The sequence below is a fragment of the Streptomyces sp. NPDC057137 genome (assembly GCF_042670825.1).
In the GTDB taxonomy this organism is placed as follows: domain Bacteria; phylum Actinomycetota; class Actinomycetes; order Streptomycetales; family Streptomycetaceae; genus Streptomyces.
In genome coordinates this window covers 1-21,311 of record NZ_JBHUUW010000092.1, presented here as the reverse complement: position 1 = coordinate 21,311, position 21,311 = coordinate 1, and the positions used below count along the sequence as shown (strand labels likewise).

General features: G+C 71.5%; 17 protein-coding genes. 7 read left to right on the top strand and 10 right to left on the bottom strand.

What is annotated here, in order from left to right; genetic code table 11:
* Position 1 precedes the first annotated feature (1 nt).
* From ACFT9I_RS37200 to ACFT9I_RS37185, 4 genes are all read right to left on the bottom strand, one after another.
* Positions 2-2,197 (bottom strand): MMPL family transporter, encoded by a 2,196-nt coding sequence (locus ACFT9I_RS37200; RefSeq protein WP_382571892.1) that lies wholly within the window; start codon positions 2,195-2,197, stop codon positions 2-4.
* A gap of 476 nt (positions 2,198-2,673) precedes the next feature.
* The gene (locus ACFT9I_RS37195) at positions 2,674-3,216 is read right to left on the bottom strand and encodes an SRPBCC family protein (protein ID WP_382571890.1); all 543 of its coding nucleotides are present in this window, start codon (positions 3,214-3,216) and stop codon (positions 2,674-2,676) included.
* A gap of 61 nt (positions 3,217-3,277) precedes the next feature.
* Complete coding sequence (locus tag ACFT9I_RS37190; RefSeq protein ID WP_382571888.1) at positions 3,278-4,474, bottom strand: 3-hydroxybenzoate 6-monooxygenase; 1,197 nt, start codon at positions 4,472-4,474, stop codon at positions 3,278-3,280.
* Between the two features lie 63 nt (positions 4,475-4,537).
* Entirely contained in the window at positions 4,538-5,524 is a 987-nt protein-coding gene (locus ACFT9I_RS37185) for an NADPH:quinone reductase (RefSeq protein WP_382571886.1), read from the bottom strand.
* 191 nt (positions 5,525-5,715) lie between these two features.
* On the opposite strand from ACFT9I_RS37185, the gene ACFT9I_RS37180 reads away from it, so the two are divergent.
* The 3 genes from ACFT9I_RS37180 to metF all read left to right on the top strand — a co-directional run bounded on the left by ACFT9I_RS37180 (position 5,716) and on the right by metF (position 10,202).
* Entirely contained in the window at positions 5,716-7,746 is a 2,031-nt protein-coding gene (locus tag ACFT9I_RS37180) for an FAD/NAD(P)-binding protein (protein WP_382571884.1), read from the top strand.
* Between the two features lie 107 nt (positions 7,747-7,853).
* Positions 7,854-9,227 (top strand): adenylosuccinate lyase family protein, encoded by a 1,374-nt coding sequence (locus tag ACFT9I_RS37175; RefSeq protein ID WP_382571898.1) that lies wholly within the window; start codon positions 7,854-7,856, stop codon positions 9,225-9,227.
* A 72-nt stretch (positions 9,228-9,299) separates the two neighbouring features.
* A complete protein-coding gene (metF, locus tag ACFT9I_RS37170; RefSeq protein ID WP_382571882.1) occupies positions 9,300-10,202 on the top strand; it encodes a methylenetetrahydrofolate reductase [NAD(P)H] in 903 nt (300 codons plus the stop codon).
* 48 nt (positions 10,203-10,250) lie between these two features.
* Here metF and ACFT9I_RS37165 read toward each other — a convergent pair whose 3' ends face one another.
* Positions 10,251-11,075 (bottom strand): maleylpyruvate isomerase family mycothiol-dependent enzyme, encoded by an 825-nt coding sequence (locus ACFT9I_RS37165; protein WP_382571880.1) that lies wholly within the window; start codon positions 11,073-11,075, stop codon positions 10,251-10,253.
* 177 nt (positions 11,076-11,252) lie between these two features.
* On the opposite strand from ACFT9I_RS37165, the gene ACFT9I_RS37160 reads away from it, so the two are divergent.
* On the top strand, positions 11,253-12,065 hold the full coding sequence (locus tag ACFT9I_RS37160) for a carbon-nitrogen family hydrolase (RefSeq protein ID WP_382571878.1): 813 nt from the start codon (positions 11,253-11,255) through the stop codon (positions 12,063-12,065).
* 46 nt (positions 12,066-12,111) lie between these two features.
* Here the strand turns inward: ACFT9I_RS37160 and ACFT9I_RS37155 are convergent, their stop codons facing one another.
* Both ACFT9I_RS37155 and ACFT9I_RS37150 read right to left on the bottom strand, forming a co-directional pair.
* A complete protein-coding gene (locus tag ACFT9I_RS37155) occupies positions 12,112-12,606 on the bottom strand; it encodes an LURP-one-related/scramblase family protein (RefSeq protein WP_382571877.1) in 495 nt (164 codons plus the stop codon).
* Positions 12,603-13,850, bottom strand: a complete 1,248-nt coding sequence (locus ACFT9I_RS37150; RefSeq protein ID WP_382571874.1) for an MFS transporter — start codon at positions 13,848-13,850, stop codon at positions 12,603-12,605. The genes ACFT9I_RS37155 and ACFT9I_RS37150 overlap by 4 nt, the downstream gene beginning before the upstream one ends.
* Positions 13,851-13,936: 86 nt before the next feature.
* Between ACFT9I_RS37150 and ACFT9I_RS37145 the strand changes: the two genes are divergently transcribed.
* Positions 13,937-14,947, top strand: a complete 1,011-nt coding sequence (locus ACFT9I_RS37145; RefSeq protein ID WP_382571872.1) for an ArsR/SmtB family transcription factor — start codon at positions 13,937-13,939, stop codon at positions 14,945-14,947.
* Positions 14,948-15,192: 245 nt separating this feature from the next.
* Positions 15,193-17,040 carry an NHL domain-containing thioredoxin family protein gene (locus ACFT9I_RS37140; RefSeq protein ID WP_382571871.1) on the top strand — a complete coding sequence of 616 codons (1,848 nt, stop codon included), beginning with the start codon at positions 15,193-15,195 and terminating at the stop codon, positions 17,038-17,040.
* Positions 17,041-17,064: 24 nt separating this feature from the next.
* Here the strand turns inward: ACFT9I_RS37140 and ACFT9I_RS37135 are convergent, their stop codons facing one another.
* From ACFT9I_RS37135 to ACFT9I_RS37125, 3 genes are all read right to left on the bottom strand, one after another.
* Positions 17,065-17,271: a DUF6458 family protein gene (locus tag ACFT9I_RS37135; RefSeq protein ID WP_023540170.1), complete on the bottom strand. Its 207-nt coding sequence runs from the start codon at positions 17,269-17,271 to the stop codon at positions 17,065-17,067.
* An 89-nt stretch (positions 17,272-17,360) separates the two neighbouring features.
* A complete protein-coding gene (locus tag ACFT9I_RS37130; protein ID WP_382571869.1) occupies positions 17,361-18,665 on the bottom strand; it encodes a M18 family aminopeptidase in 1,305 nt (434 codons plus the stop codon).
* Between the two features lie 134 nt (positions 18,666-18,799).
* Positions 18,800-20,626, bottom strand: coding sequence for an acyl-CoA dehydrogenase (locus ACFT9I_RS37125; protein WP_382571867.1), 1,827 nt, complete (start codon positions 20,624-20,626; stop codon positions 18,800-18,802).
* Positions 20,627-20,811: 185 nt separating this feature from the next.
* On the opposite strand from ACFT9I_RS37125, the gene ACFT9I_RS37120 reads away from it, so the two are divergent.
* Positions 20,812-21,276 carry an SseB family protein gene (locus tag ACFT9I_RS37120; protein ID WP_242575068.1) on the top strand — a complete coding sequence of 155 codons (465 nt, stop codon included), beginning with the start codon at positions 20,812-20,814 and terminating at the stop codon, positions 21,274-21,276.
* Positions 21,277-21,311 lie beyond the last annotated feature (35 nt).

The following is a 21,311-nucleotide window of genomic DNA, read 5'->3' as shown; positions in this document are numbered from 1 at the left end:
GTCAGTGCTTCTCCAGCTCCATCCTCGGTACGACCTTCAGCAGCGGGGCCGGCAGCCACCAGGCGCGCCTGCCCATGAGCTGCATGGCGGCCGGGACGATCAGGCAGCGGATGATCAGCGCGTCCACGAAGATCGCCACCGCCATACCGAAGCCCATCTGCTGGAGCATCCGCTCGGGGCTCATCATGAACGAGCCGAACACCACGACCATGATCGCGCCGGCGGTGATGATCACCGAGCCGGTGTGTCCGAGCCCCTCACGGACCGCCACCTCCGGGTCGCCGGTCCGCCGCCACTCCTCCTGGATCCGGGAGACGAGGAAGATCTCGTAGTCCATCGAGAGGCCGAAGACGATGGCGAAGATGACGACCGGCAGATACGCCTCGATCGGGCCGGGCTCGATCCCGAACATGCCGTGCTGGAAGACCAGCGAGATGGCTCCGAGCGCGGCTCCGATGCTCAGCAGGTTCAGCAGCGCGGCCTTGAGCGGGATCAGCACCGAACGGAACATCACCATCAACAGGATGAGGGAGAGCCCGACCACGATGGTCATGAAGACCGGCATCCGGTCGGCCACCTTCGAGGAGTAGTCCTCGCTGGCCGCCGTGGCACCGCCGACCAGATAGTCGGCGTTCGTCGACTCCGACACCTTCGGCAGTACGTCGCCGCGCAGGTCGCCCACGAGGTCCGAGGTGGCCTTGTCCTGCGGCGAGGAGTCAGGGAACACCATGACGGTGGCGACGGACGCGCTCTCCGTGGGCAGCGGGCCGGTGGCCGCCGCGATGCCCGGGGTGTCGTTCAGTACGCGTGACAGATCGCCGGCCGGGCCGGCCGCCTGCTTGCCCTTGCCGTCGACCACGACCACCAGCGGGCCGTTGAAGCCGGGGCCGAAGCCCTGCGACAGCAGGTCGTACGCCTCCCGGCTGGTCGAGCCCGCCTTGTCGTTGGCGGCGTCGGTGAAGCCCAGCCGCAGGCTGAGCGCCGGGAAGGCCAGCGCGCCCAGCGCGATCACGGCCACCAGCAGCACGGCCAGCGGACGGCGCTGCACACCGGTGGCGAGCTTGCGCCACTGCGTGCCGGGCTCCGCCTTGCCCTTCTCGGTGCGCTTGGCGGCGCGGGCGGTGAATTGCCGTGCGAAGCGCGCGCCGAAGATGCCGAGCAGGGCCGGGAGCAGGGTGAGTGAGGCGATCAGGGTCACCAGGACGGTCAGGGCGACGGACAGGGCCATGCCTTGGAGCGAGCCGAGGCCGAGCACGACGAGGCCGAGCAGCGCCAGAATGACCGTGGTGCCCGCGAAGAAGGCGGTGCGGCCCGCGGAGTCGAGCGCGGTGACGGTGGCGTCGGCCGACGACCGTCCGGCCACCAGTTCGCTGCGATAGCGAGCGAAGATCAGCAGGGCGTAGTCGATGCCGACGCCGAGTCCGACCAGCATCATCACGTAGGGCGTGTAGTCGGCGATGGTGAGGAAGTGCGAGGCGACCACGATGATCGCCAGCGTCGAACCCACCGCGAACAGGGCGGTGATGATGGGCAGTCCGGCGGCGATCAGGGTGCCGAACATGAAGACCAGGATGACCAGCGCGGCGACCAGACCGACCATCTCGGCCATGCCGCCCTCGCCCGTGGCCAGCTTTCTGGCCGCGCCGCCACCCAACTCGGCCTGGAGCCCGTCGCCCTCGACCTGCTGGACCGTCTCCAGGATCCGCTCCGTGTCGGCGCGTGGCATCTCCTGGGCGGAGACGTCCAGCACGACCGTGGCGTAACCGATCCGCCCGTCCGGCGCGACGGCCGACTCGTCGTCGTACAGGCTGCGGACCTGGGCGACCTTGGGCAGCTCAGCGACCTCGGCCAGCATGGCGCCGACCTTCTCCCGGGTGGCGGCCTGGTCGAGACCGGCCCTGTCGTGGAGTACGACCTGAAGACTGTCGCCGGTCTGCTGTTTGCTGCTGCCCGCCAACAGGTCGGCGGCGGCCTGGGATTCGGTGCCCGGCAACGAGTAGTCCTCGCGGTAGTCGGCGCCGGCGGACGCGCCGCCCCAGACACCGATCAGGACGGCCACCCAGAGCAGCAGCGCGAGCCGGCGGCGCCGGTGCGAGAAGGCGGCGACGCGGGCGAAGACACCGGGGCGGGCAGCCGCGGGGGCACCCGGTGCGGGTGGCGGGGGTGCGGACGGGGTCTGCTTCTCGGTCAGTGACATGTGTGCTCTCTCCAGGGCGGGTCTGGTACTCGGTGGGTCTGGTGGGTCCGGTCGAATCCGCTCGTGGACGGGTCCGGTTCGGTTCCGGTCAGCCCGCGGCGCGGGCGGTCCACGGCCGGCGTCGGCGGGGTGGGCGCCCGACACGCGTGTCCGACGAGCCGCGGATGCACATGCCTACGGTGCCGTCCGGACCCGCCCCGGCGCGTCGGCCTCCGGAGGACACCTCGCGTACCCCCGGGGTACTGGCCGCCCGGTGGACTACACCCCCAGTTGTGGGTGCGGGCGCGGACCGTCGGCGCACGGGGCGGGCAAAGCTGTCGTACGAGGTCGGAGCCGGTCGCCGGGCCCGGCTGCCGTTCGGTGCCACCCCCGGAACGCGAGAGGCCGCCCACTCGCCACGGGGGGGAGGCGAAGGGGCGGCCGGGAGCCGCCGCCGATGACCGGCGGCGGAGTTCTCACGGGAGCGGCCAAACACGTCAGCCGTTCTCGATGACGCGCTTGACGCGCTTGACGGTGGCCTGGACGTCCTCGGCCAGTTTCGCGTTCCACTCCTCGACGAAGCGCTCGCGGTCGGGCTCCGAGAGGCCGGAGAAGATCTTCGACAGACCCTCGGTGAGTCTGCCGAGCCGGTAGTGGTGGATCAGGCGCGTACCGCCCGCCACGGCTTCGACCTCGAACGACCAGACGCTCTCCTGGCGCCGCCGCGCGGAGTCGAGAATCACCCAGCGGAAGACCTTGCCCGGCACCGCCTCCACGACCTCGGCCTCGGTCTGCCAGGGACCCCGGATGACGGGCGCCCAAGCGACGGTCTCCCGGCCCCGCTCGTTGTCGCCGCGGAAGATGGCGCCCACGCTGCCGGGCGTGCCTTCCACCCATCGCCCGCCACGGCACTCGACGCTCCACTCACCGCTGCGGGCGAGGTCGCTGACGACGGCGTAGACCTGGTAGGGCGAGGCCGCGACGATGATCTCGGTTTCCACCTGGAATGTCGTGACACCATCGCTGAGGTAACGAGTCATGCCGTCATCATCTCCGTTGTCCAGGAATTCTCGGATGTAAGGGTGTTGATATGTCAGGTCGCTATCCGGCCCGGGTGAAATCGCGATCCCTGTGCAGCCAGTCGACCTTTTCCCAGAGCTCTTCCGGGGAGAGTCCGGAAAGCAGCGCGTTGCGTTCCTTGGCCGCGGTCCCCGCCGGGTGATAGATCTGCCGGCCCATTTCCCTGGCCACTCGCTGCGCCTTGGCCGTGCGGGCCCGACGCAGCTGGTTGTAGGCCGTCAGCCGCTGCGGCAGATCGTCATCGGGCACGCTCACCGCCCCCTCCACCAGGTCCCCGAGCAGCACGGCGTCCTCCAGTGCCTGGCACGCGCCCTGCGCGGCGTACTGCAGCATGGGATGCGCCGCGTCCCCCAGCAGCGCGACTCGCCCCTCCACCCACCGGTCCACCGGATCCCGGTCGCACAGCACCCAGCGCTTCCAGTCCGTGCCGAGTTCGAGCAGCGTGCGGGCGACGGTGCCCATCGAGTCGAACTCCCTCAGTACCCGGGCTCGTTCGACGGGCAGTCCGGCCACTGGCAGGCGTGCGCCGTCGTCGCGCGTCGCCGCGAGATTCAGCTCGCGCCCCCCGCTGATGGGGTAGTGCACGAAGTGCCACTTGGGACCCGCCCACAGGGACACGTCGTTCGAGCGCAGCTCATGGGGCACCTGTTCCATCGGGATGACCGACCGGTAGATCGTGTGTCCCGAGACCCGCGGTTCGCCGTCGCCGACGAGCTGGGCGCGTACGGCGGACCGGATTCCGTCGGCCCCCACGAGCGCGTCGCCGGGCAGCCGCGCGCCGCCCGCCAGCAGCGCGGTGACTCCGGTGGAGTCGTTCTCGTAGCCGATGACGTGGCAGCCGGTGAGCAGCTCGACGCCGGGGGCGGTGCGGCAGGCTTCGAGGAGCGGCAGATACAGGTCGGTACGGTGCACCACGGCGTACGGGTTCCCGTACCGCTCCCGGTAGGCACCGGTCAGCGGCATGGCGGTGACGCGCTCGTCGCTGGTGCCGTCGAACAGCCGCAGCGCGTCGATGAAGACGGCGCGGGATCGCACCGCGTGGCCGACGCCGATCCGGTCCAGGGCGTGGAACGCGTTGGGCGCGAGCTGGATGCCCGCGCCCAGCTCGGTGAACTCCTCGCGGCGTTCCAGGACCGTGATCCGGTGGCCGTGCCTGGCAGCGGCCAACGCGGTGGCGAGACCACCGATTCCGCCACCGGCCACAAGTATGTGTGACATCGCCGTCGTCCCTTTCGGTGTCGTGTGCCGTGTGCCGTGTTGCGTCCCGGTTCGGGCCGGCCCTCAGCCGTCCAGGTCGGGCCGGACGACCAGCCGGATTCCGCGCAGGTCGCCCTTCTCCATCCGCCGGTGTGCGTCGGCCATCGCGCTCAGCGGCACCCGTTCGGTGCGCCGGGGGCGCAGCCGCCCGTCGGCGACCAGATGGTTGATCGCGCCCGCCGCGGCGGCCAGTTCGGCGGTGGTGGCGTGCGAGATGACGAAACCGAGGATGGCCGCGTCCTTCATGTAGAAGGGGCCGACGGGCAGCACCGGCCGTGCCCCGACCCCGGCCAGGAGCACGATTCGGCCCCGCGGCGCCAGCGCGCCGACGGCGGTCGGCAGGTCGTTGGTGCCGAAGGTGTCGACGTACACGTCCACGCCGTCGGGGCAGACCGCGGCCAGTCGCTCGGCCGGCGCCGGGTCGCGGTAGTCGAAGACCTCGGCGGCGCCCAGCGAGCGCACCCAGTCCGCGTCCGCCGCGGCGGCGCTGGCCACCACTCGGGCCCCGGCGTCGATCGCCATGACGACCAGCGCGCTGCCGACGTTCCCGGCGGCGCCGGCCACGAACACCGTCTCGCCGGGCCGGACCTTGGCATGGACGAAGAGCGCCAAGTAGGCGGTGGCGCCCGGGTGCAGGACGCAGACGGCGGTCTCGGCGTCCACTCCCGCCGGCAGCCGGTATAGCCGGTCGGCGGGCACGACGGCCCGCTCGGCGGCGGCCCCCTGCCGGCCGGCGTGGCCGAGGCTGTTGCTCCACACCCTGTCGCCCGGGGTGAACGCGGTCGCACCCGGGCCTGTTTCGATCACCGTGCCGACCAGGTCCCGGCCCACGGCGAGGGGCAGTGGCAGCGCGGTCCGGAAGAGCCCTGACCGTACGAAGGTGTCCACGGGATTGACGGTGGTGGCGGTGATCTCGACGAGTACGTCGGTCGGACCCGGTCGCGGGTCGGGGAGGTCACCGAATCGAATCTCGTCCGGTGAACCGATCTGTTCGATGTAGGCGGCGCGCATGGCCGCAGCGTCCATCGCTCCCGACCGCCGGGCACGGTATTCCGGCTGAATGTGTCAGGTTGTCGGGGCTCCGTCGATTTCCCCTTCCCGAACACGCGGGAACCTGACGGACCCGGTTGTTCTCCATTGACCGCCCCGGACCGCCCGCTGCGAGTATCCACGAAATCACCGGCCCGCATTGGAGTGTCCGCATGAGTGGTGGAAGCGTGGAGGTCTGCATTGTCGGCGGCGGCCCGCGTGGGCTGTCCGTACTGGAGCGGCTGTGCGTCAATGAACGGCACACACCCACCGGTTCCCCGGTGGTCGTGCACGTCGTGGACTCGGCGGCTCCGGGGGCGGGGCAGGTGTGGCGGGTGGACCAGTCCCGGCATCTGCTGATGAACACGGTGGCCTCGCAGGTCACCGTCTTCACCGACGACAGCGCCAAGATCGAGGGACCGATCGAGCCGGGCCCGAGTCTGTACGAGTGGGCCTCCCAACTGGCCCTGCTCGGGGAGCGGGACGAGTACGACGAGGAGACCCTCGCCGAGGCCCGCGCCCTGGGCCCCGACTCGTACCCCACCCGGGCGTTCTACGGCCACTACCTGAACGACTGCTTCCGGCGGATCGTGGCCAGGGCGCCGGCGCATGTCACCGCGCACGTCCACCGCTCGCGGGCCGTCGCGATGGCGGACACCCACGGCATCACGGGCGGGCCGCAGGGCATCCGCCTGGCCGACGGCACGCGGCTGAACAATCTGGACGCCATCGTGCTCGCGCAGGGCCACACCCCGACGCGGCTGACGCCCGGTCAGGAGAGGACAGCGGCGCTGGCCCGTATCCACTACCTCACCTACATCACCCCGTCGAACCCGGCGGACGTGGACCTCGACGGCATCAAGGCGGGCAACCCCGTCCTGCTCCGCGGCCTGGGGCTGAACTTCTTCGACTACATGGCGCTGTTCACCAGGGGCCGGGGCGGCGAGTTCGTCCGGAACGCCGAGGGCGTCCTCGGCTACCGGCCGTCGGGCCGGGAGCCGAAGATGTACGCCAGCTCCCGCCGGGGCGTTCCGTACCAGGCGCGCGGCGAGAACCAGAAGGGTGCACACGGCCGTTACACGCCCCGGCTGCTGACCCCCGAGTACATCGCCGGGCTGCGCGCACGGGCGGTGGACGGCGACCGGATCCAGCTGAACACGGACCTGTGGCCGCTGATCCGGCGCGAGGTGGAGAGTGTGTACTACGCGGCGCTCCTGACGTCGCGGGGACGCGGCGCGCAGGCCGGGCCGTTCACCGACCGCTATCTCGCTCTCCTCTCCGACTCCCGGGACTCCTCCGGCGTCCACGGTGCCTCCGCCGCCGAAACGGAAGCCGCGACGGACGCCCTCCTCGACGAGTGCCGTATCGAGCCGGCCGACCGCTGGGACTGGGAGCGCCTGGCCAATCCCCTGCAGGGCGAGGTGATCGCCGACCGCACGGCCTTCGGCCGCTGGTTGCGCGACTACTTGCTGCGCGACCTGCGGGCGGCGCGCGCCGGAAACGTCGAAGGACCGTTGAAGGCCGGCCTCGACGTACTGCGCGACCTGCGGAACGAGATCCGGCTGGCCGTCGACCACGGCGGACTCGAAGGCAACTCCTACCGTGACGAACTGGAGGGCTGGTACACCCCGCTCAACGCCTTCCTCTCCATCGGCCCGCCCGCCTCCCGTATCGAGGAGATGGTCGCCCTCCTCGACGCGGGCGTCCTCGAACTCATGGGCCCCGGAACCGAGTTCCGCTTCGATGCCCTCGAACCGTCCTTCGTCGCCGAATCGAGCACCGTCCCCGGACCGCCGATCCGCGCCGCCGCGATGATCGAGGCCAGGCTGCCCGAACCCGATCTGCGCCGTACCGACGACCCGCTGCTGCGGCACCTTCTCGCCACGGAACAGATCGGCCCCTACCGCATTCCCGGTATGTGCGGCACGAGTTACGAGACCGGCGGCCTGGCGGTCGGCGAACGCCCGTACCACCTGCTGGATGCCCGGGGCCGGTCCCATCCGCGCCGCTTCGCCTTCGGTGTGCCCACCGAATCCGTGCACTGGGTCACCGCGGCGGGGATCCGGCCCGGCGTCGACTCCGTCACGCTCGGCGACTCCGACGCCATCGCGCGCGCCGTGCTGTCGCTGCCGCCGGTGGCGTGGGTTCCCGGCGAGGTCCGGCCGGCAGCCGAGGACACCGACCTGAGGGGGATGATCGTGTGAGCGAGCCACACTCCGACGGGGTCGCGGCCGGCCCGGCGGGCCGCGCCGGCCCGGCCCCGGTCGCGGCCGGGACACCCCCCGAGGCCGACACCGGGCTGCTCTCGCCGGTGCGGGCCGGCACTCCCGCCGAGGCGGCGACCGGCGACCCGGCCTGGCTCCAGGCGATGCTCGACGCGGAGGCGGCGCTGGCCCGTGCCCAGGCCGGGCTCGGCGCGGTCCCCGAGTCGGCGGCGCTGGTCATCACCAAGGCGGCCAGGGCCGACACGTTCGACCCGCGCGCTCTCGCGCTCGCCTCCCGCGAGACGGCCAACCCCGTCGTAGGCCTGGTGCGGGAGTTCAGGCGCGTCGTGGCGGCCGAGGACGAGGCGGCGGCGGAGTACGTCCACCGGGGCTCCACCAGCCAGGACATCTTCGACACGGGCGCCATGCTGGTCGCCCAGCGCACGCTGCGCATCGTCCGCGCCGACCTCGCCCGCTGCACCGCGGCCCTCGCGGACCTGGCGCGCGCACACCGCGACACCCCGATGGCGGGGCGCACCCTCTCCCTGCACGCGGTCCCCACCACCTTCGGGCTCAAGGCGGCCGGCTGGGGCCTGCTGCTGGGCGACGCGCACCGGCGGATCGGCCACCTGCTCGACGGCGGGCTGCCCGTCTCGCTCGGCGGGGCGGCGGGCACGCTCGCCGGATACCTGGAGTACGGCCGTATCGACGGCGCGACGGGCCCCGGCCGGGAGGGCGCGGCCGACGACGAGGACGGTTACCTGCTCCGGCTCACCGAGGCGTTCGCCGCCGAGACCGGGCTCGCCGCGCCCGTTCTGCCCTGGCACGCGCTGCGTACGCCCGTCGCCGATCTGGCGGCCGTACTGGCGTTCACGGCGGGCGCCCTGGGGCGGATCGCCGTGGACGTGCAGACGCTGACCAGGACGGAGGTCGGCGAGGTGGCCGAGCCCGCCGTGGCGGGGCGCGGCAGCTCCTCCGCGATGCCGCACAAACGCAACCCGGTGCTGACCACCATGATCCGTGCCGCGGCCCTCCAGCTCCCCTCGCTGGCCGGCGCGCTGACGCAGTGTCTGGTGACGGAGGACGAGCGGTCCGCCGGTGTCTGGCACGCCGAGTGGCCGCTGTTGCGCGAGTGTCTGCGGCTGGTGGGCGGAGCCGCGCACACCGCGGTGGAGCTGACCGAAGGTCTCGTGGTCCACCCCGAGCGGATGCGCGCCAATCTGGACCTCACCGGCAGCCGGCTCGTCTCCGAACGCGTCGCCGCCCGGCTCGCCCCCCGCCTCGGCAAGGAGGCGGCCGGACAACTACTGACCCGGGCGGCCCAGAGCGCCGCCGAGTCCGGTCTGCCGCTCGCCCGGACGCTCTCGGCGGCGCCCGAACTCGCCGGCCTTCTCACCGACACCGAGCTGGCCGCGCTCTGCGACCCGGTCAACTACCTGGGCGGCGCGGGCACGTTGGTGGACCGCGCGACCGAGGCATAGCGCCGCGGCCGCACGCCGGTACCCGCCACGCCCGATCTCTGCCCCGAACCGCACCCCTACCGGAGGCATCCGATGACGTCCTTCCCGACCCACAGCCTGTCGTTCGAGTTCTTCCCCACCACCAGCGAGGCCGGTGAACGCGGGCTGTGGCACGCGCTGCGGGAGGTGGAGGCCATCTCCCCGTCCTTCGTCTCCGTCACCTACGGCGCCGGCGGCTCGTCGCGCGACGACACCGTCGAGCTGTGCCGCCGTATCGTCGCCGAGACCACGCTGCGGCCGGTGGCCCACCTGACGGCGGTGGCGCACTCGGTCACCGAACTGCGCCACATCGTCGGCCAGTACGCGGACGCCGGGGTACGCGACATCCTCGCCCTGCGCGGCGACCCGCCGGGCAATCCGGGCGGTCCGTGGGAGCGGCACCCCGACGGCGTCACCCACGCCCACGAACTCGTGACGCTCATCAAGGAACTCGGGGACTTCTCCGTGAGCGTGGCCGCGTTCCCCGAGCGGCACCCCCGCTCGGCCGACTGGGACAGCGACATCCGCCATCTCGTCGCCAAGTGCCGGGCGGGCGCCGACCGGGCCATCACCCAGATGTTCTTCCACGTGGACGACTACCTGCGGCTGCGGGACCGCGTCGCTGCGGCCGGCTGCGACACGCCGATCATCCCGCAGATCATGCCCGCCGTCGACGTGCGTCAGATCAGCCGGTTCGCGCAGCTCAGCAATGCCGTCTTCCCCGAAGACCTCGCCCGGCGACTGGAGGACGCCCGGGACGACCGGGACGCTTCGCACAGCATCGGGGTCGAGTACGCCACCGGCATGGCCGCTCGCCTTCTCGCCGAAGGCGCTCCGGGCCTGCACTACGTCACCCTCAACCGCGCATCGGCACCGCTGGCGATCCACCGGAACCTGAATCTCCCGGCCCCCGCGCCGGCCGAAGGCCACGCCGCGGCTCTCGTGGTAACTCCCTGAATCCGCCGCGTACGCCGACCGCGTACGCCCGTAGCCGTGACGGCGGCGCTACTGCGTGACCGCGAACTCCCGCAGGATCGCCGCCGCCAGCTCCGCGTCGCCGTCCGTCTTGATCCGGTCCGGCACCGCGGCGGCCCGTACCCGCCCGCACGCCAGCCGGAAGTACGTCTCCCAGTCCATCGCCAGCGTCACCGCGGGGCCGAGCGAGGGCGAGCCGTCGATCGTGCCGCGGCCGTCCGCGTCGACCCGGATCGTCCGCAGGAACTCGACGGGGCCGTGCACATCGAGCACGATCGCCGTGTTCGGCGGCGCGCCCGCCTCCTTCGCGACGACCTTCGGGAGGGCTTCGAGGAGTACGTCGCGGGTGACCAGCGCGCCGGCGGAGGCGAGGTTGCCGGGCTTGCTCAGCGTCGTACGGAGGTCCTGCTCGTGCACCCAGATGTCGAACGCCCGGTTCCGCATGGCCTGTTCGAGCGTCTGCTCGGTGCCGAGCGGGGCGCGGACCATGGTGCCGGGCTGGCGGTTCTCGTTCCGCAACTGGCGGTTGCGGCGGATGATCGTGTACTCCAGCTCGGAGGTCATCTCCGGAGCGGTGTGGTGGCGCCGTACGTCCACCTGCATCTCCATGTAGCGGGAGATCTCGCTCTGTACGTGGTACAGGTCGCGGGGCAGTGTGTGGATCGGCCGCGGGTCACCGAGCATCTCGCATTCAAGCCCGATGACGTGCGAGACGATGTCCCGCACCGACCAGCCGGGGCACGGCGTGCGCCGGTTCCACTCACCCTCGACGAGTGGCTGTACCAGCTCGGCTATGGCTTCGATGGAGTGGGACCAGGCATCGGCGTAGTTTTGAAGGCTGGGATGGACGGTCACGGGACCCCTCGACGGTTCTGCGGTTAGCGGGCTGGGCTGCTGGATGCGGGCGGCGGGCTGCGTGCTGCGTGGGAGGTTCGAGAGCCTAAGTTACGCTGCCCGTTGGCACCCCGGCAGTGCTTTCGTGTGACGATCGTAGGCCCGTGTAGAAGGCTCGAATGCCAGGACGGTGGTAGTGTGCGCGCCTCCCTCATCCAGATCGCAGTAGACCCGGACGAATCGGTCAATTCCCGTAGGCAGCGTGCCGCCTCCTTGGTAAGGCAGCAGCGCGGCGCCGACCTGGTGGTCCTGCCCGAGCTCTGGCCGGTGGGTGCTTTCGCGTACGAGTCGTTCGCCGCCGAGGCGGAGGCGCTGGACGGTCCGACGTTCCGGGCGATGTCGGAGGCGGCGAGCGACGCGGGCGTCTGGCTGCACGCCGGATCCATCGTGGAACGCGCCCCCGAGGCCGTCCTGGACGGCGCCGCCGACCTCTACAACACCGCGCTCGTCATCTCGCCCGACGGCGCCCTCGTGCGCTCGTACCGCAAGATCCACCGCTTCGGCTTCGACAAGGGCGAGGCGACCCTGATGGGCGCGGGCGACGAGCTGGTGACCGTCGCCCTCCCGGACGCGGTGCTGGGCCTGGCGACCTGCTACGACCTGCGGTTCCCCGAGCTGTTCCGGGGTCTGCTCGACGAGGGCGCGCAGGTCTTCGTGGTCCCGGCCGGCTGGCCGGCCCGCCGCCGCGCGCACTGGACGCTGCTCGCGCAGGCGCGCGCGGTGGAGAACCAGGCGTACGTCCTCGCCTGCTCGACGGCCGGGACGCACGCCGGAGTTGAGCAGTCCGGGCACAGCATCGTGGTCGACCCGTGGGGCGAGGTGCTGGCGGAGGCGGGGCCGGGCGAGGAGGTCCTGACCGTCGACTTCGACCCGGCGAAGGTCGCGACGACGCGCGAGCAGTTCCCGGTCCTGAAGGACCGTCTGCTGGGCGTGACGGCGCCCCGGCGCTGAGCCCGGGGGCCGGGCGGGGGCCGTCACGGTCGGCGGAGCCCCCGCCTCAGCCCTCCTCGCGCTCCTTCTCCGCCATCCGGATCACGCACACCGCGACCGCGATCAGCAGCGACGGATCCGCGTCGTCCCTGATCACATCCACGGCGTACGTCTCCCGCACCCGGAACCACCGGCGCGAGACGTGCGCCAGCAGTTCCCCGTCGTACTCGATCGCGAACTCGCGGTCCAGGATCCGCCCGCTCACGTCCAGTTCGGTGCCCTCGGCGAGGGCGACCCGGTAGTGGTTGCGGAGCAGCGACAGCTTCTTCTTACGGATGGTGGCCAGCGGCTCGCCGTCCCGCTCGATCGTCATCGCGTCCCGCAGGCTGAGCAGCTTCTGACGGAGCGTGACCAGGACACGCCCCTGCGGGTCCTTCAACTCCAGGGTGTCGCGCAGCCGCAGCGCCTTTCCGTCCACGAGGAAGGCCTGACGGCCCTGCTCGTCCTCGATCCAGTAGTCGTCGCCGATGGCGAAGATCTTGTCGCGCACCAAGTACTTCATGCCGTATCCGTACCCACCGGGCTGCCGGGGGACGGCGGTGCGGCGTCAGTTGTACGCGTACGGACGACAGCGCCGCCCTTCACCTCTGCCCCCGCCCGCAGCCCCCGCGCCAGCATGAGCGTGACGGCCACGGAGGCCGCCGCCAGCACCGTGATGCCCGTCGCGGGCGAGGTCAGTTCGGCGACGGCGCCCGCCAGGAGCGCGCACACGCCCTGCATGGTGAGCATGCCCGCGGAGTGCAGCCCCAGAGCGTGCCCGCTCAGCTCGTCCGGTGTCAGGGCCATGAGGCGTTCCTGGGAGACGAGGCTCGCCCCGTAGCCGACCGTCGCGAGCGCGACGGCGGCGACGGCGACCGGCAGCGCCGGGCCGAGGAAGAAGATCAGGTGCGGTACCGCGAGCAGCAGCAACAGCGGGACCGCGAGGCGCGAGCGCAGGCGGCGGGGGACGAACCGGCCGATCAGGATGTCCCCGGTGAGCATGCCCGCCGCACCGGAGGCGAAGAGGAGGCCCGCGTGTTCGGGTGCGTAGGGCACGTACAGGGATTCACAGCCGACGACCAGACCGTTGGGGACCCACAGCGCCAGATAGACGGTGCGGCGGGGCGGGGACGACCACAGTCGCGCGTTGTTCCGCCAGGTCTGGCCGATCGACGCGCGGCCGGTGGCGCGTGGCGGCCTTCTACCGAGGCCGAGCCTCGCCACGGCCGCCGCCACGAGATACAGGGCGGCGCCGGTGAGCAGCGCGCCGCGCGGCGAGAGGAGCGCGACCAGCAGACCGCCGGTCGCGAAGCCGCCGATCTGCATCAGGCCCGAGGACATGTTGATGGTGGACCGGCCGAGCAGATAGCCCTCTTTGGAGAGGATCTCGTTGAGGAGCCCGAGCCGCACCCCGCCGCCGAGCGCGGAGACCACGCCCAGGCCGAGGACGATCGCGAGCGCGGCGGCGACGGGCAGTCCGGGCAGGGCCGTGGCGGCCGTACCGAGGGCGAAGACGAACGCGACGACGGTCAGTGTGGCGCGCGGCGGCAGCCGGTCGGCCGCCGAGAGCAGCGTCGTCGCGCCGATCACCTGGGCGAGGGAGGGGCCGAACATGGCGAGGGCGGAGAGCAGGGGCGAGCCGGTCGCGGTGAAGACGAGCGTGCCCAGGGCGAGTCCGCTCACGGTCTGGGCGGCGACCTGTGCGGCGGAGGTCAGGAAGAGCGGAGTGAACTCCTTCGTACGGAAGAGTTCCCGGTAGGTACGCATGCCGGGGAGTCTCGGTGGAGCGACTGGCGGCACGTTAATGTTTCGCGCCGGAGCGAAACATCACGGGGCGGGAAGGGGGGCGGCGCATGGGCTGGTGGCAGATCGACGCGGACACGCTGGCGGGCAGCCGGTTCGTGATCTCACCCCTGGCCGAGACCATCGCGAGCCTGAAGGCACTGGAGCGCGGAACCGTGGCGCACACGGGCGCGCACCCCGGCGAGCGCGCGTGGCTCGACGCACACCTGCCGGCCTACCGGGCCCGGCAGGCGGCCGACCCCGTCACGGCGCTGCTCGTACGGGCGGCCTTCGGCCGCACCTGGAACGCGGACTTCATCACGCCGACGCCGTCGGGCCACAGCGACGGCCGGCCCGTTTTCGAGGACGAGATCGTACGGATCCGGGAGACCCCGCCCGAGCGCGCCCGCGACGATCTGCGCCTGTCCGTGGACGGCCCCGTCCCCGCCGCCCTCCACCGCTCCGACCTGCCGGAACGCGCCGCCGCCGTCCTGGAGTGGGTGTGGGCGGAGGCCGTGCTGCCGTACTGGCCGCGCCGCCGTCGTCTCATCGAGGCCGATGTCGTCGCGCGGACGGCCCAGTTGAGCCAGGGCGGCTGGGCGAGCGCCCTGAGCGACATGCGCCCCGGCATGCGCTGGCTGGGCGGCAACCGCCTCCAGATCACCACACGCGTCGGCCCCCTGAATCCCTCACAGGTGATCCCCGGCGTACGGCTGATGTTCGTGCCCGTCACCCCGCACACGGGCTGGGTGTCCTGGGACGCGGACCGTTACGCCGTGGTGTACCCGTGCGCGGGCGCCCTCGCCGACACGGGCCGGGCACGGGTCCCCGAGCCGCTGCGGGCGCTGCTGGGCCCGGCACGGGCGGGGGTCCTCGTGCTCCTCGGCGCCCCGAAGAGCACGACCCAGCTCGTCGCGCTCACCGGCCAGGGGCTCGGGTCGGTGGGCCGTCATCTGAAGGTGCTGCTGGACGCGGGCCTGATTCGCCGGCGCCGCTCGGGCCGCTCGGTGCTGTACTTCCGTACGGAGGCGGGCGAGGCACTGGTGCGGGCGGGCGACCCGGCGGAGGAGCTGGCCGGCTAGGCCGGTCACCGCCCGGCGGAACGGCCGGTCACCGCCCGGGGCGGTCCGCGACGGCGCGCACGAGGGCACCCACCTGCCCCCGGCCGGCCAGAACGGCACGGTAGGCGGTAGCCCGTACACCCTCTTCAGGACGGTGGGCGACGACGGCCCTGGCCTGTCCCACCTGCAACAGCCGTCACACGACTGTCATGCGCGACGACCGGCCTCGGGGTCGGGTCGTCCGAGCCGGGTGGCACCCTTGAACCATGAACGACGCGCACGCATCCGTACCCGCCCCCGCACCCCGTCGCCGCGCCCGGGTGCGTGCTCCGGAGCTGATCGGCAAGGGCGGCTGGCTGAACACCGGCGACAAGCAGTACACCCTCGCCGACCTGCGCGGGCGCATCGTTCTGCTCGACTTCTGGACCTTCTGCTGCATCAACTGCCTGCATGTCCTGGACGAGTTGCGTGAGCTGGAGCAGAAGCACAGCGACACCGTCGTGATCATCGGCGTGCACTCGCCGAAGTTCGTCCACGAGGCCGAGCACGCCGCCGTCGTGGACGCCGTCGAGCGGTACGAGGTGCACCACCCCGTCCTGGACGACCCGGAGCTGGCGACCTGGAAGCAGTACGCGGTACGGGCCTGGCCCACGCTCGTCGTCATCGACCCCGAGGGGTACGTCGTCGCGCAGCACGCGGGCGAGGGCCACGCGCACGCCATCGAGAAGCTGGTCGAGGAGCTGGAGGCCGAGCACGCCGCGAAGGGGACCCTCCGGCGCGGCGACGGGCCCTATGTCGCGCCCGAGCCCGTCGCCACCGACCTGCGCTTCCCCGGCAAGGTCCTCGCGCTGTCCTCGGGGAACTTCCTGGTCTCCGACTCCACCCGGCATCAGCTGGTCGAGCTGGCGGCCGACGGCGAGAGCGTCGTACGGCGGATCGGGCACGGCGAGCGCGGTTTCGGTCCGGAGGCCTTCAACGAGCCGCAGGGGCTCGCCCCGTTGCCCGACGGGCGGATCGCGGTCGCCGACACCGTGAACCACGCCGTCCGCGCCTACGACCCCGCCACGGGCACCGTCGAGACCCTCGCGGGCACCGGCCGCCAGTGGTGGCAGGGCTCACCCACCCACGGGCCCGCCCTCGACGTGGCGCTCTCCTCGCCGTGGGACGTGGCCTGGTGGAACGACCGGCTGTGGATCGCGATGGCCGGGGTGCACCAGCTGTGGACGTACGACCCGGCGACCGGCACCGTCGGCGTCGCGGCCGGGACCACCAACGAGGGCCTGGTCGACGGGCCCGCCGCCGAGGCGTGGTTCGCGCAGCCGTCCGGGCTCGCCGCGACCGAGGACCGGCTGTGGGTCGCCGACTCCGAGACGAGCGCCCTGCGTTACGTGGAGCGGGACAGGGACGGCGACGGGGAGGGCTTCGTCGTACGGACCGCCGTCGGCACCGGCCTCTTCGACTTCGGCCACCGCGACGGCCCCGCCGAACAGGCCCTGCTCCAGCACCCGCTCGGCGTGACCGCGCTGCCGGACGGCTCGGTGGCCGTGTCGGACACGTACAACCACGCCCTGCGCCGCTACGACCCGGCGACCGGCGAGGTCACGACGCTCGCCACGGATCTGCGGGAGCCGTCCGACGCGGTGCTCGTCGGTGCCGACATCGTCGTGGTCGAGTCCGCCCGGCACCGGCTCACCCGGCTGCGGCTGCCCGAGGAGGCCGTCCGCGTCGAGTCGGTCGCGCACCGCACCCAGCGCGCCGCGACCGATGTCGCGCCGGGCACGCTGCGGCTCGATGTCGTCTTCGAGGCGCCCAAGGGGCAGAAGCTGGACACCCGTTACGGTCCCTCGACCCGGCTCCTGGTCTCCGCCACACCGCCGGAGCTGCTGGCGGAGGGGGCCGGCGCCGGCACGGACCTGGGCCGCGAACTGGTCCTGGCGGACGGCGTCACCGAGGGCGTGCTGCACGTCTCGGCGATGGCCGCGTCCTGCGACGACGCCCCGGAGATCGAGTACCCCGCGTGCCATGTCCACCAGCAGGACTGGGGCGTGCCGGTACGCGTCACCGCGTCGGGCACGGGCCGGCTGGGTCTCGTGCTGGCCGGCCTCGACGCGTAGGGGTGTGGGGCGGAGCGCCGGGGCCTACCGGTCGCGTTCGATCACCGTCGGCGGTTGCACGATCGCCCGCCGGCGCTTCGCCATGCTCGTGAACGTCGCGATGCCGATGAGGCCGACCGCCATCAGAATCACCCCGACCAGGTCGAGGTTGACGCTCTCCGCCTCCCAGTCCGTCGCGAAAGTGAGGATCGCCCCCACCGCGATGAGTGCGATGCATCCGCCAACGCCCATGAATCCCGCCTCCTGATACGAATGGTGGCCATTCCCGGGCCGCTTACGCGGGTACCCGGCCCGGGAACACCCATGCAGGAGAAGGGAATTCAGCTCTCCAGGAACGCCGCGAGCGCGTTCGCCAGCAGGAACGGGTCGTCCGCGCCGCACAGTTCGCGCGCGCTGTGCATCGACACGATCGCCGCGCCGATGTCGACCGTCTTGATGCCGTGCCTGGCCGCCGTGATCGGGCCGATCGTCGTGCCGCAGGGCATCGAGTTGTTCGAGACGAACGACTGCCACGGCACGCCCGCCCGCTCGCACGCCGCCGCGAACACCGCGCGCCCGCCGCCGTCCGTCGAGTACCGCATGTTGACGTTGACCTTGAGGATCGGGCCGCCGTTGACGCGCGGGTGGTGCGTCGGGTCGTGGCGCTCCGCGTAGTTGGGGTGCACGGCGTGCCCGGTGTCGGAGGAGAGGCAGATCGTGCCCGCGAGCGCCCGCGCCCGGTCCTCGTACGAACCGCCGCGAGCCAGCACCGAGCGCTCCATCACCGTGCCCAGCAGCGGCCCGTCGGCGCCGGTGTCGGACTGGGAGCCGCTCTCCTCGTGGTCGAAGGCGGCGAGCACCGGGATGTACGGGAGGGCCGTGCCCGAATCGGCGGCCCCCGCGACGGCGGCCAGCGCGGCCGTACCGGCGTGCACCGACAGCAGGTTGTCCATCCGCGGCCCGGCCATCAGCTCGCGGTCGCGCCCGAGGTAGGCGGGCGGTTCGACGGAGTGCGGCATCAGGTCCCAGCCCGTGACGTCGGACGCGTCGACCCCGGCCTCCTCGGCGACGAAGCGGATCAGGTCGCCCTCCTCGGCCTCGCCGAGACCCCAGATCGGCTGCATGTGCCGCTGCGGGTTCAGCTTCAGACCGTCGGTGTTGACCCCGCGGTCCAGATGGACGGCCAGCTGCGGTACGCGCAGCAGCGGCCGGTCCACGTTGACGAGGCGGTGTGTGCCGTCGCGCAGGGAGATACGGCCGGCCAGTCCGAGGTCGCGGTCCAGCCAGGTGTTGAGCAGCGGCCCGCCGTACACCTCGACGGCGACCTGTCGCCAGCCGTACGCACCGGTGTCGGGCAGCGGCTTCACCCGCAGGTTGGGGGAGTCCGTGTGCGCGCCGACGATCCGGAACGGCGTGTGCGGCTCGGCCCCCTCGGGGACGTACCAGGCGATGAGCGCCCCGCCGCGCAGGATGTACTTCCCGCCGGTGGTCCCCTCCCACGCGTCCGTCTCCTGGACCTGCCGGAAGCCGGCCTTCTCCAGGCGCTCGGCGGCGTTCGCCACCGCGTGGTACGGCGTGGGGCTGCCGGCGAGGAAGGTCATCAGATCGTCGGTGTGGCCGCGGTCGAAGCGGGCGGATGTGCTCATGGGATCACCATAACGAGACACGGTTGGCGCGTTCGCGTGGGCAAGGTGCGCGGTGGCCGGGGAGCGTCGGCCGACGAATCGGTCACCGGGCGGGCCCGGTGACCGATTCCGGTCACGGCACTACCGCAGCGACGTCAGAACGCCGCCTCGTCCAGCTCCATCAGCGAGTTGTCCACCGACTCGGCCACGGCGCGCTCCACCGAGACACCCGGCAGGACGCTCGCCGCGAAGAACTTCGCCGCCGCGATCTTGCCTTGGTAGAAGGGCACGTCCTTCGCGGAGGCCGTCTCCAGCTTCTCCACGGCCACCGCCGCACCGCGCAGCAGCAGATAGCCGACGACGACATCGCCCGAGGCCATCAGCAGGCGGGTGGTGTTGAGGCCCACCTTGTAGATGTTCTTGACGTCCTCGGCGGTGGCGGTGAGGTCGGTCAGCATCCGCCCGACGATCGCCTCCAGGTCGACGGCCGCCTTGGCGAGCGAGTCGCGGGCCGGGGCCAGCTCGGCGCCGCCGGTGCCGACGGCGAGGAACTGCTTGATCTCCTCGGAGAGGGTGTTCAGCGCCTGGCCCTGGTCGCGGACGATCTTCCTGAAGAAGAAGTCCTGGCCCTGGATGGCGGTGGTGCCCTCGTAAAGAGTGTCGATCTTGGCGTCCCGGATGTACTGCTCGATCGGGTACTCCTGGAGGTATCCCGAGCCGCCGAGCGTCTGGAGCGACTGGGCGAGCTGCTCGTACGACTTCTCGGAGCCGTAGCCCTTCACGATCGGCAGCAGCAGGTCGTTCAGCGCGTGCTCCGCCTTGACGTCCTCGCCCTCCGTCTCCTTCTTGGCGATCTCGTCCTGGAGGGAGGCGGTGTAGAGCACCAGCGCGCGCATGCCCTCCGCGTACGCCTTCTGCGTCATCAGCGAACGGCGCACGTCCGGGTGGTGCGTGATGGTGACCTTGGGGGCGCTCTTGTCCATGAACTGCGAGAGGTCGGGGCCCTGGACGCGCTCCTTGGCGTACTCCAGCGCGTTCAGATACCCCGTCGAGAGCGCGGCGATGGCCTTCGTGCCGACCATCATCCGGGCGAACTCGATGATCATGAACATCTGGCGGATGCCCTCGTGCTTGTCACCGATCAGCCAGCCCTTGGCGGGGTGCCGGTCGCCGAACGTCAGCTCGCACGTGTTGGACGCCTTGAGGCCCATCTTGTGCTCGACGTTCGTCGCGTACACGCCGTTGCGCTCGCCCAGCTCGCCGGTCTGCCAGTCGAACTCGTACTTCGGTACGAGGAAGAGCGACAGGCCCTTGGTGCCGGGTCCGGCGCCCTCGGGGCGGGCCAGCACGTAATGAAGGATGTTCTCCGACATGTCGTGCTCGCCGGAGGTGATGAAGCGCTTCACGCCCTCGATGTGCCAGGAGCCGTCCTCCTGCTTCACGGCCTTCGACCGGCCCGCGCCCACGTCGGAGCCCGCGTCGGGCTCGGTGAGCACCATCGTGGAGCCCCACTGCTTCTCGACGGCGATCTCGGCGATCTTCTTCTGCGCCTCGTTGCCCTCCTCGAAGAGGATGCCGGCGAAGGCCGGGCCCGAGGTGTACATCCAGATCGCCGGGTTGGCGCCGAGCAGCAGCTCCGCGTAGGCCCAGATCAGGGAGCGGGGGGACGTGGTGCCGCCGATCTCCTCGGGGAGGCCGAGGCGCCAGTACTCCGAGTCCATGAAGGCCTGGTAGCTCTTCTTGAAGGAGGCGGGCACGGGAGCGGTGTTGGTCTCCGGGTCGAAGACGGGCGGATTGCGGTCCGCGTCGGCGTAGGAGGCGGCCAGCTCGGACTCGGCGAGCTTGGTGACCTCGGCAAGGATGGTCCTGGCGGTCTCGACGTCCATCTCCGCGAACGGGCCTGTGCCGTACAGCTTGTCGCGCCCGAGGACCTCGAAGAGGTTGAACTCGATGTCGCGGAGATTCGACTTGTAGTGCCCCATGGCGACGGCTCCGTAAGCGGTTGGGAGGCGAATTCCTCGTACGCGATCAGTAGCGCGTATCAGTACTGACTCCGATGATGCTACCCGCCGGTAATAAGATGCAACCCCTACCGGACATCTGTGACGAGGACGACGAGGAGCGCATGCGGCCCATCGGCGGGCCTTTCCTCAGTAGTCTTGGGCGCATGTACGGCTACGACCAGAACGCTGGCGCTCAGCAGCAGTACGCACCCCCGCAGCAGCCGATGGGCGGCGGCGGATACGGGGAGCAGCCGCTGTACCCCGAGCCGTCCCCTCCGTCGCTGGCGGACGCGGTGCGGGCGTTCACGACCGGGTCGCTCTCCGCCGAGGACTTCCAGCAGATCTTCGCGACGTCGAAGGTCTACTGCCCGCGCGGTGACAACCCCGGGTTCCTGGCCCTGCACAACACCCAGCAGCCGGTCATCCCGATGTTCAGCACGCTCAAGGAGCTGCGGCGGTACGCGGGCAAGGAGTCGAAGTACTTCGTGATCACGGGCGCGGAGGTCATCGATCTGCTGCCGACGGGGTACGGCTTCGTGATCGACATGGAGGGGGACCACCGGATGGTCTTCGACGCGAAGGCCGTGGAGCAGATGGTGGACTTCGCGATGCGGCGGATGTACGGCTGAACCTGTCCTTCGTAAAGAGAGCGCCGGCCGGGCTG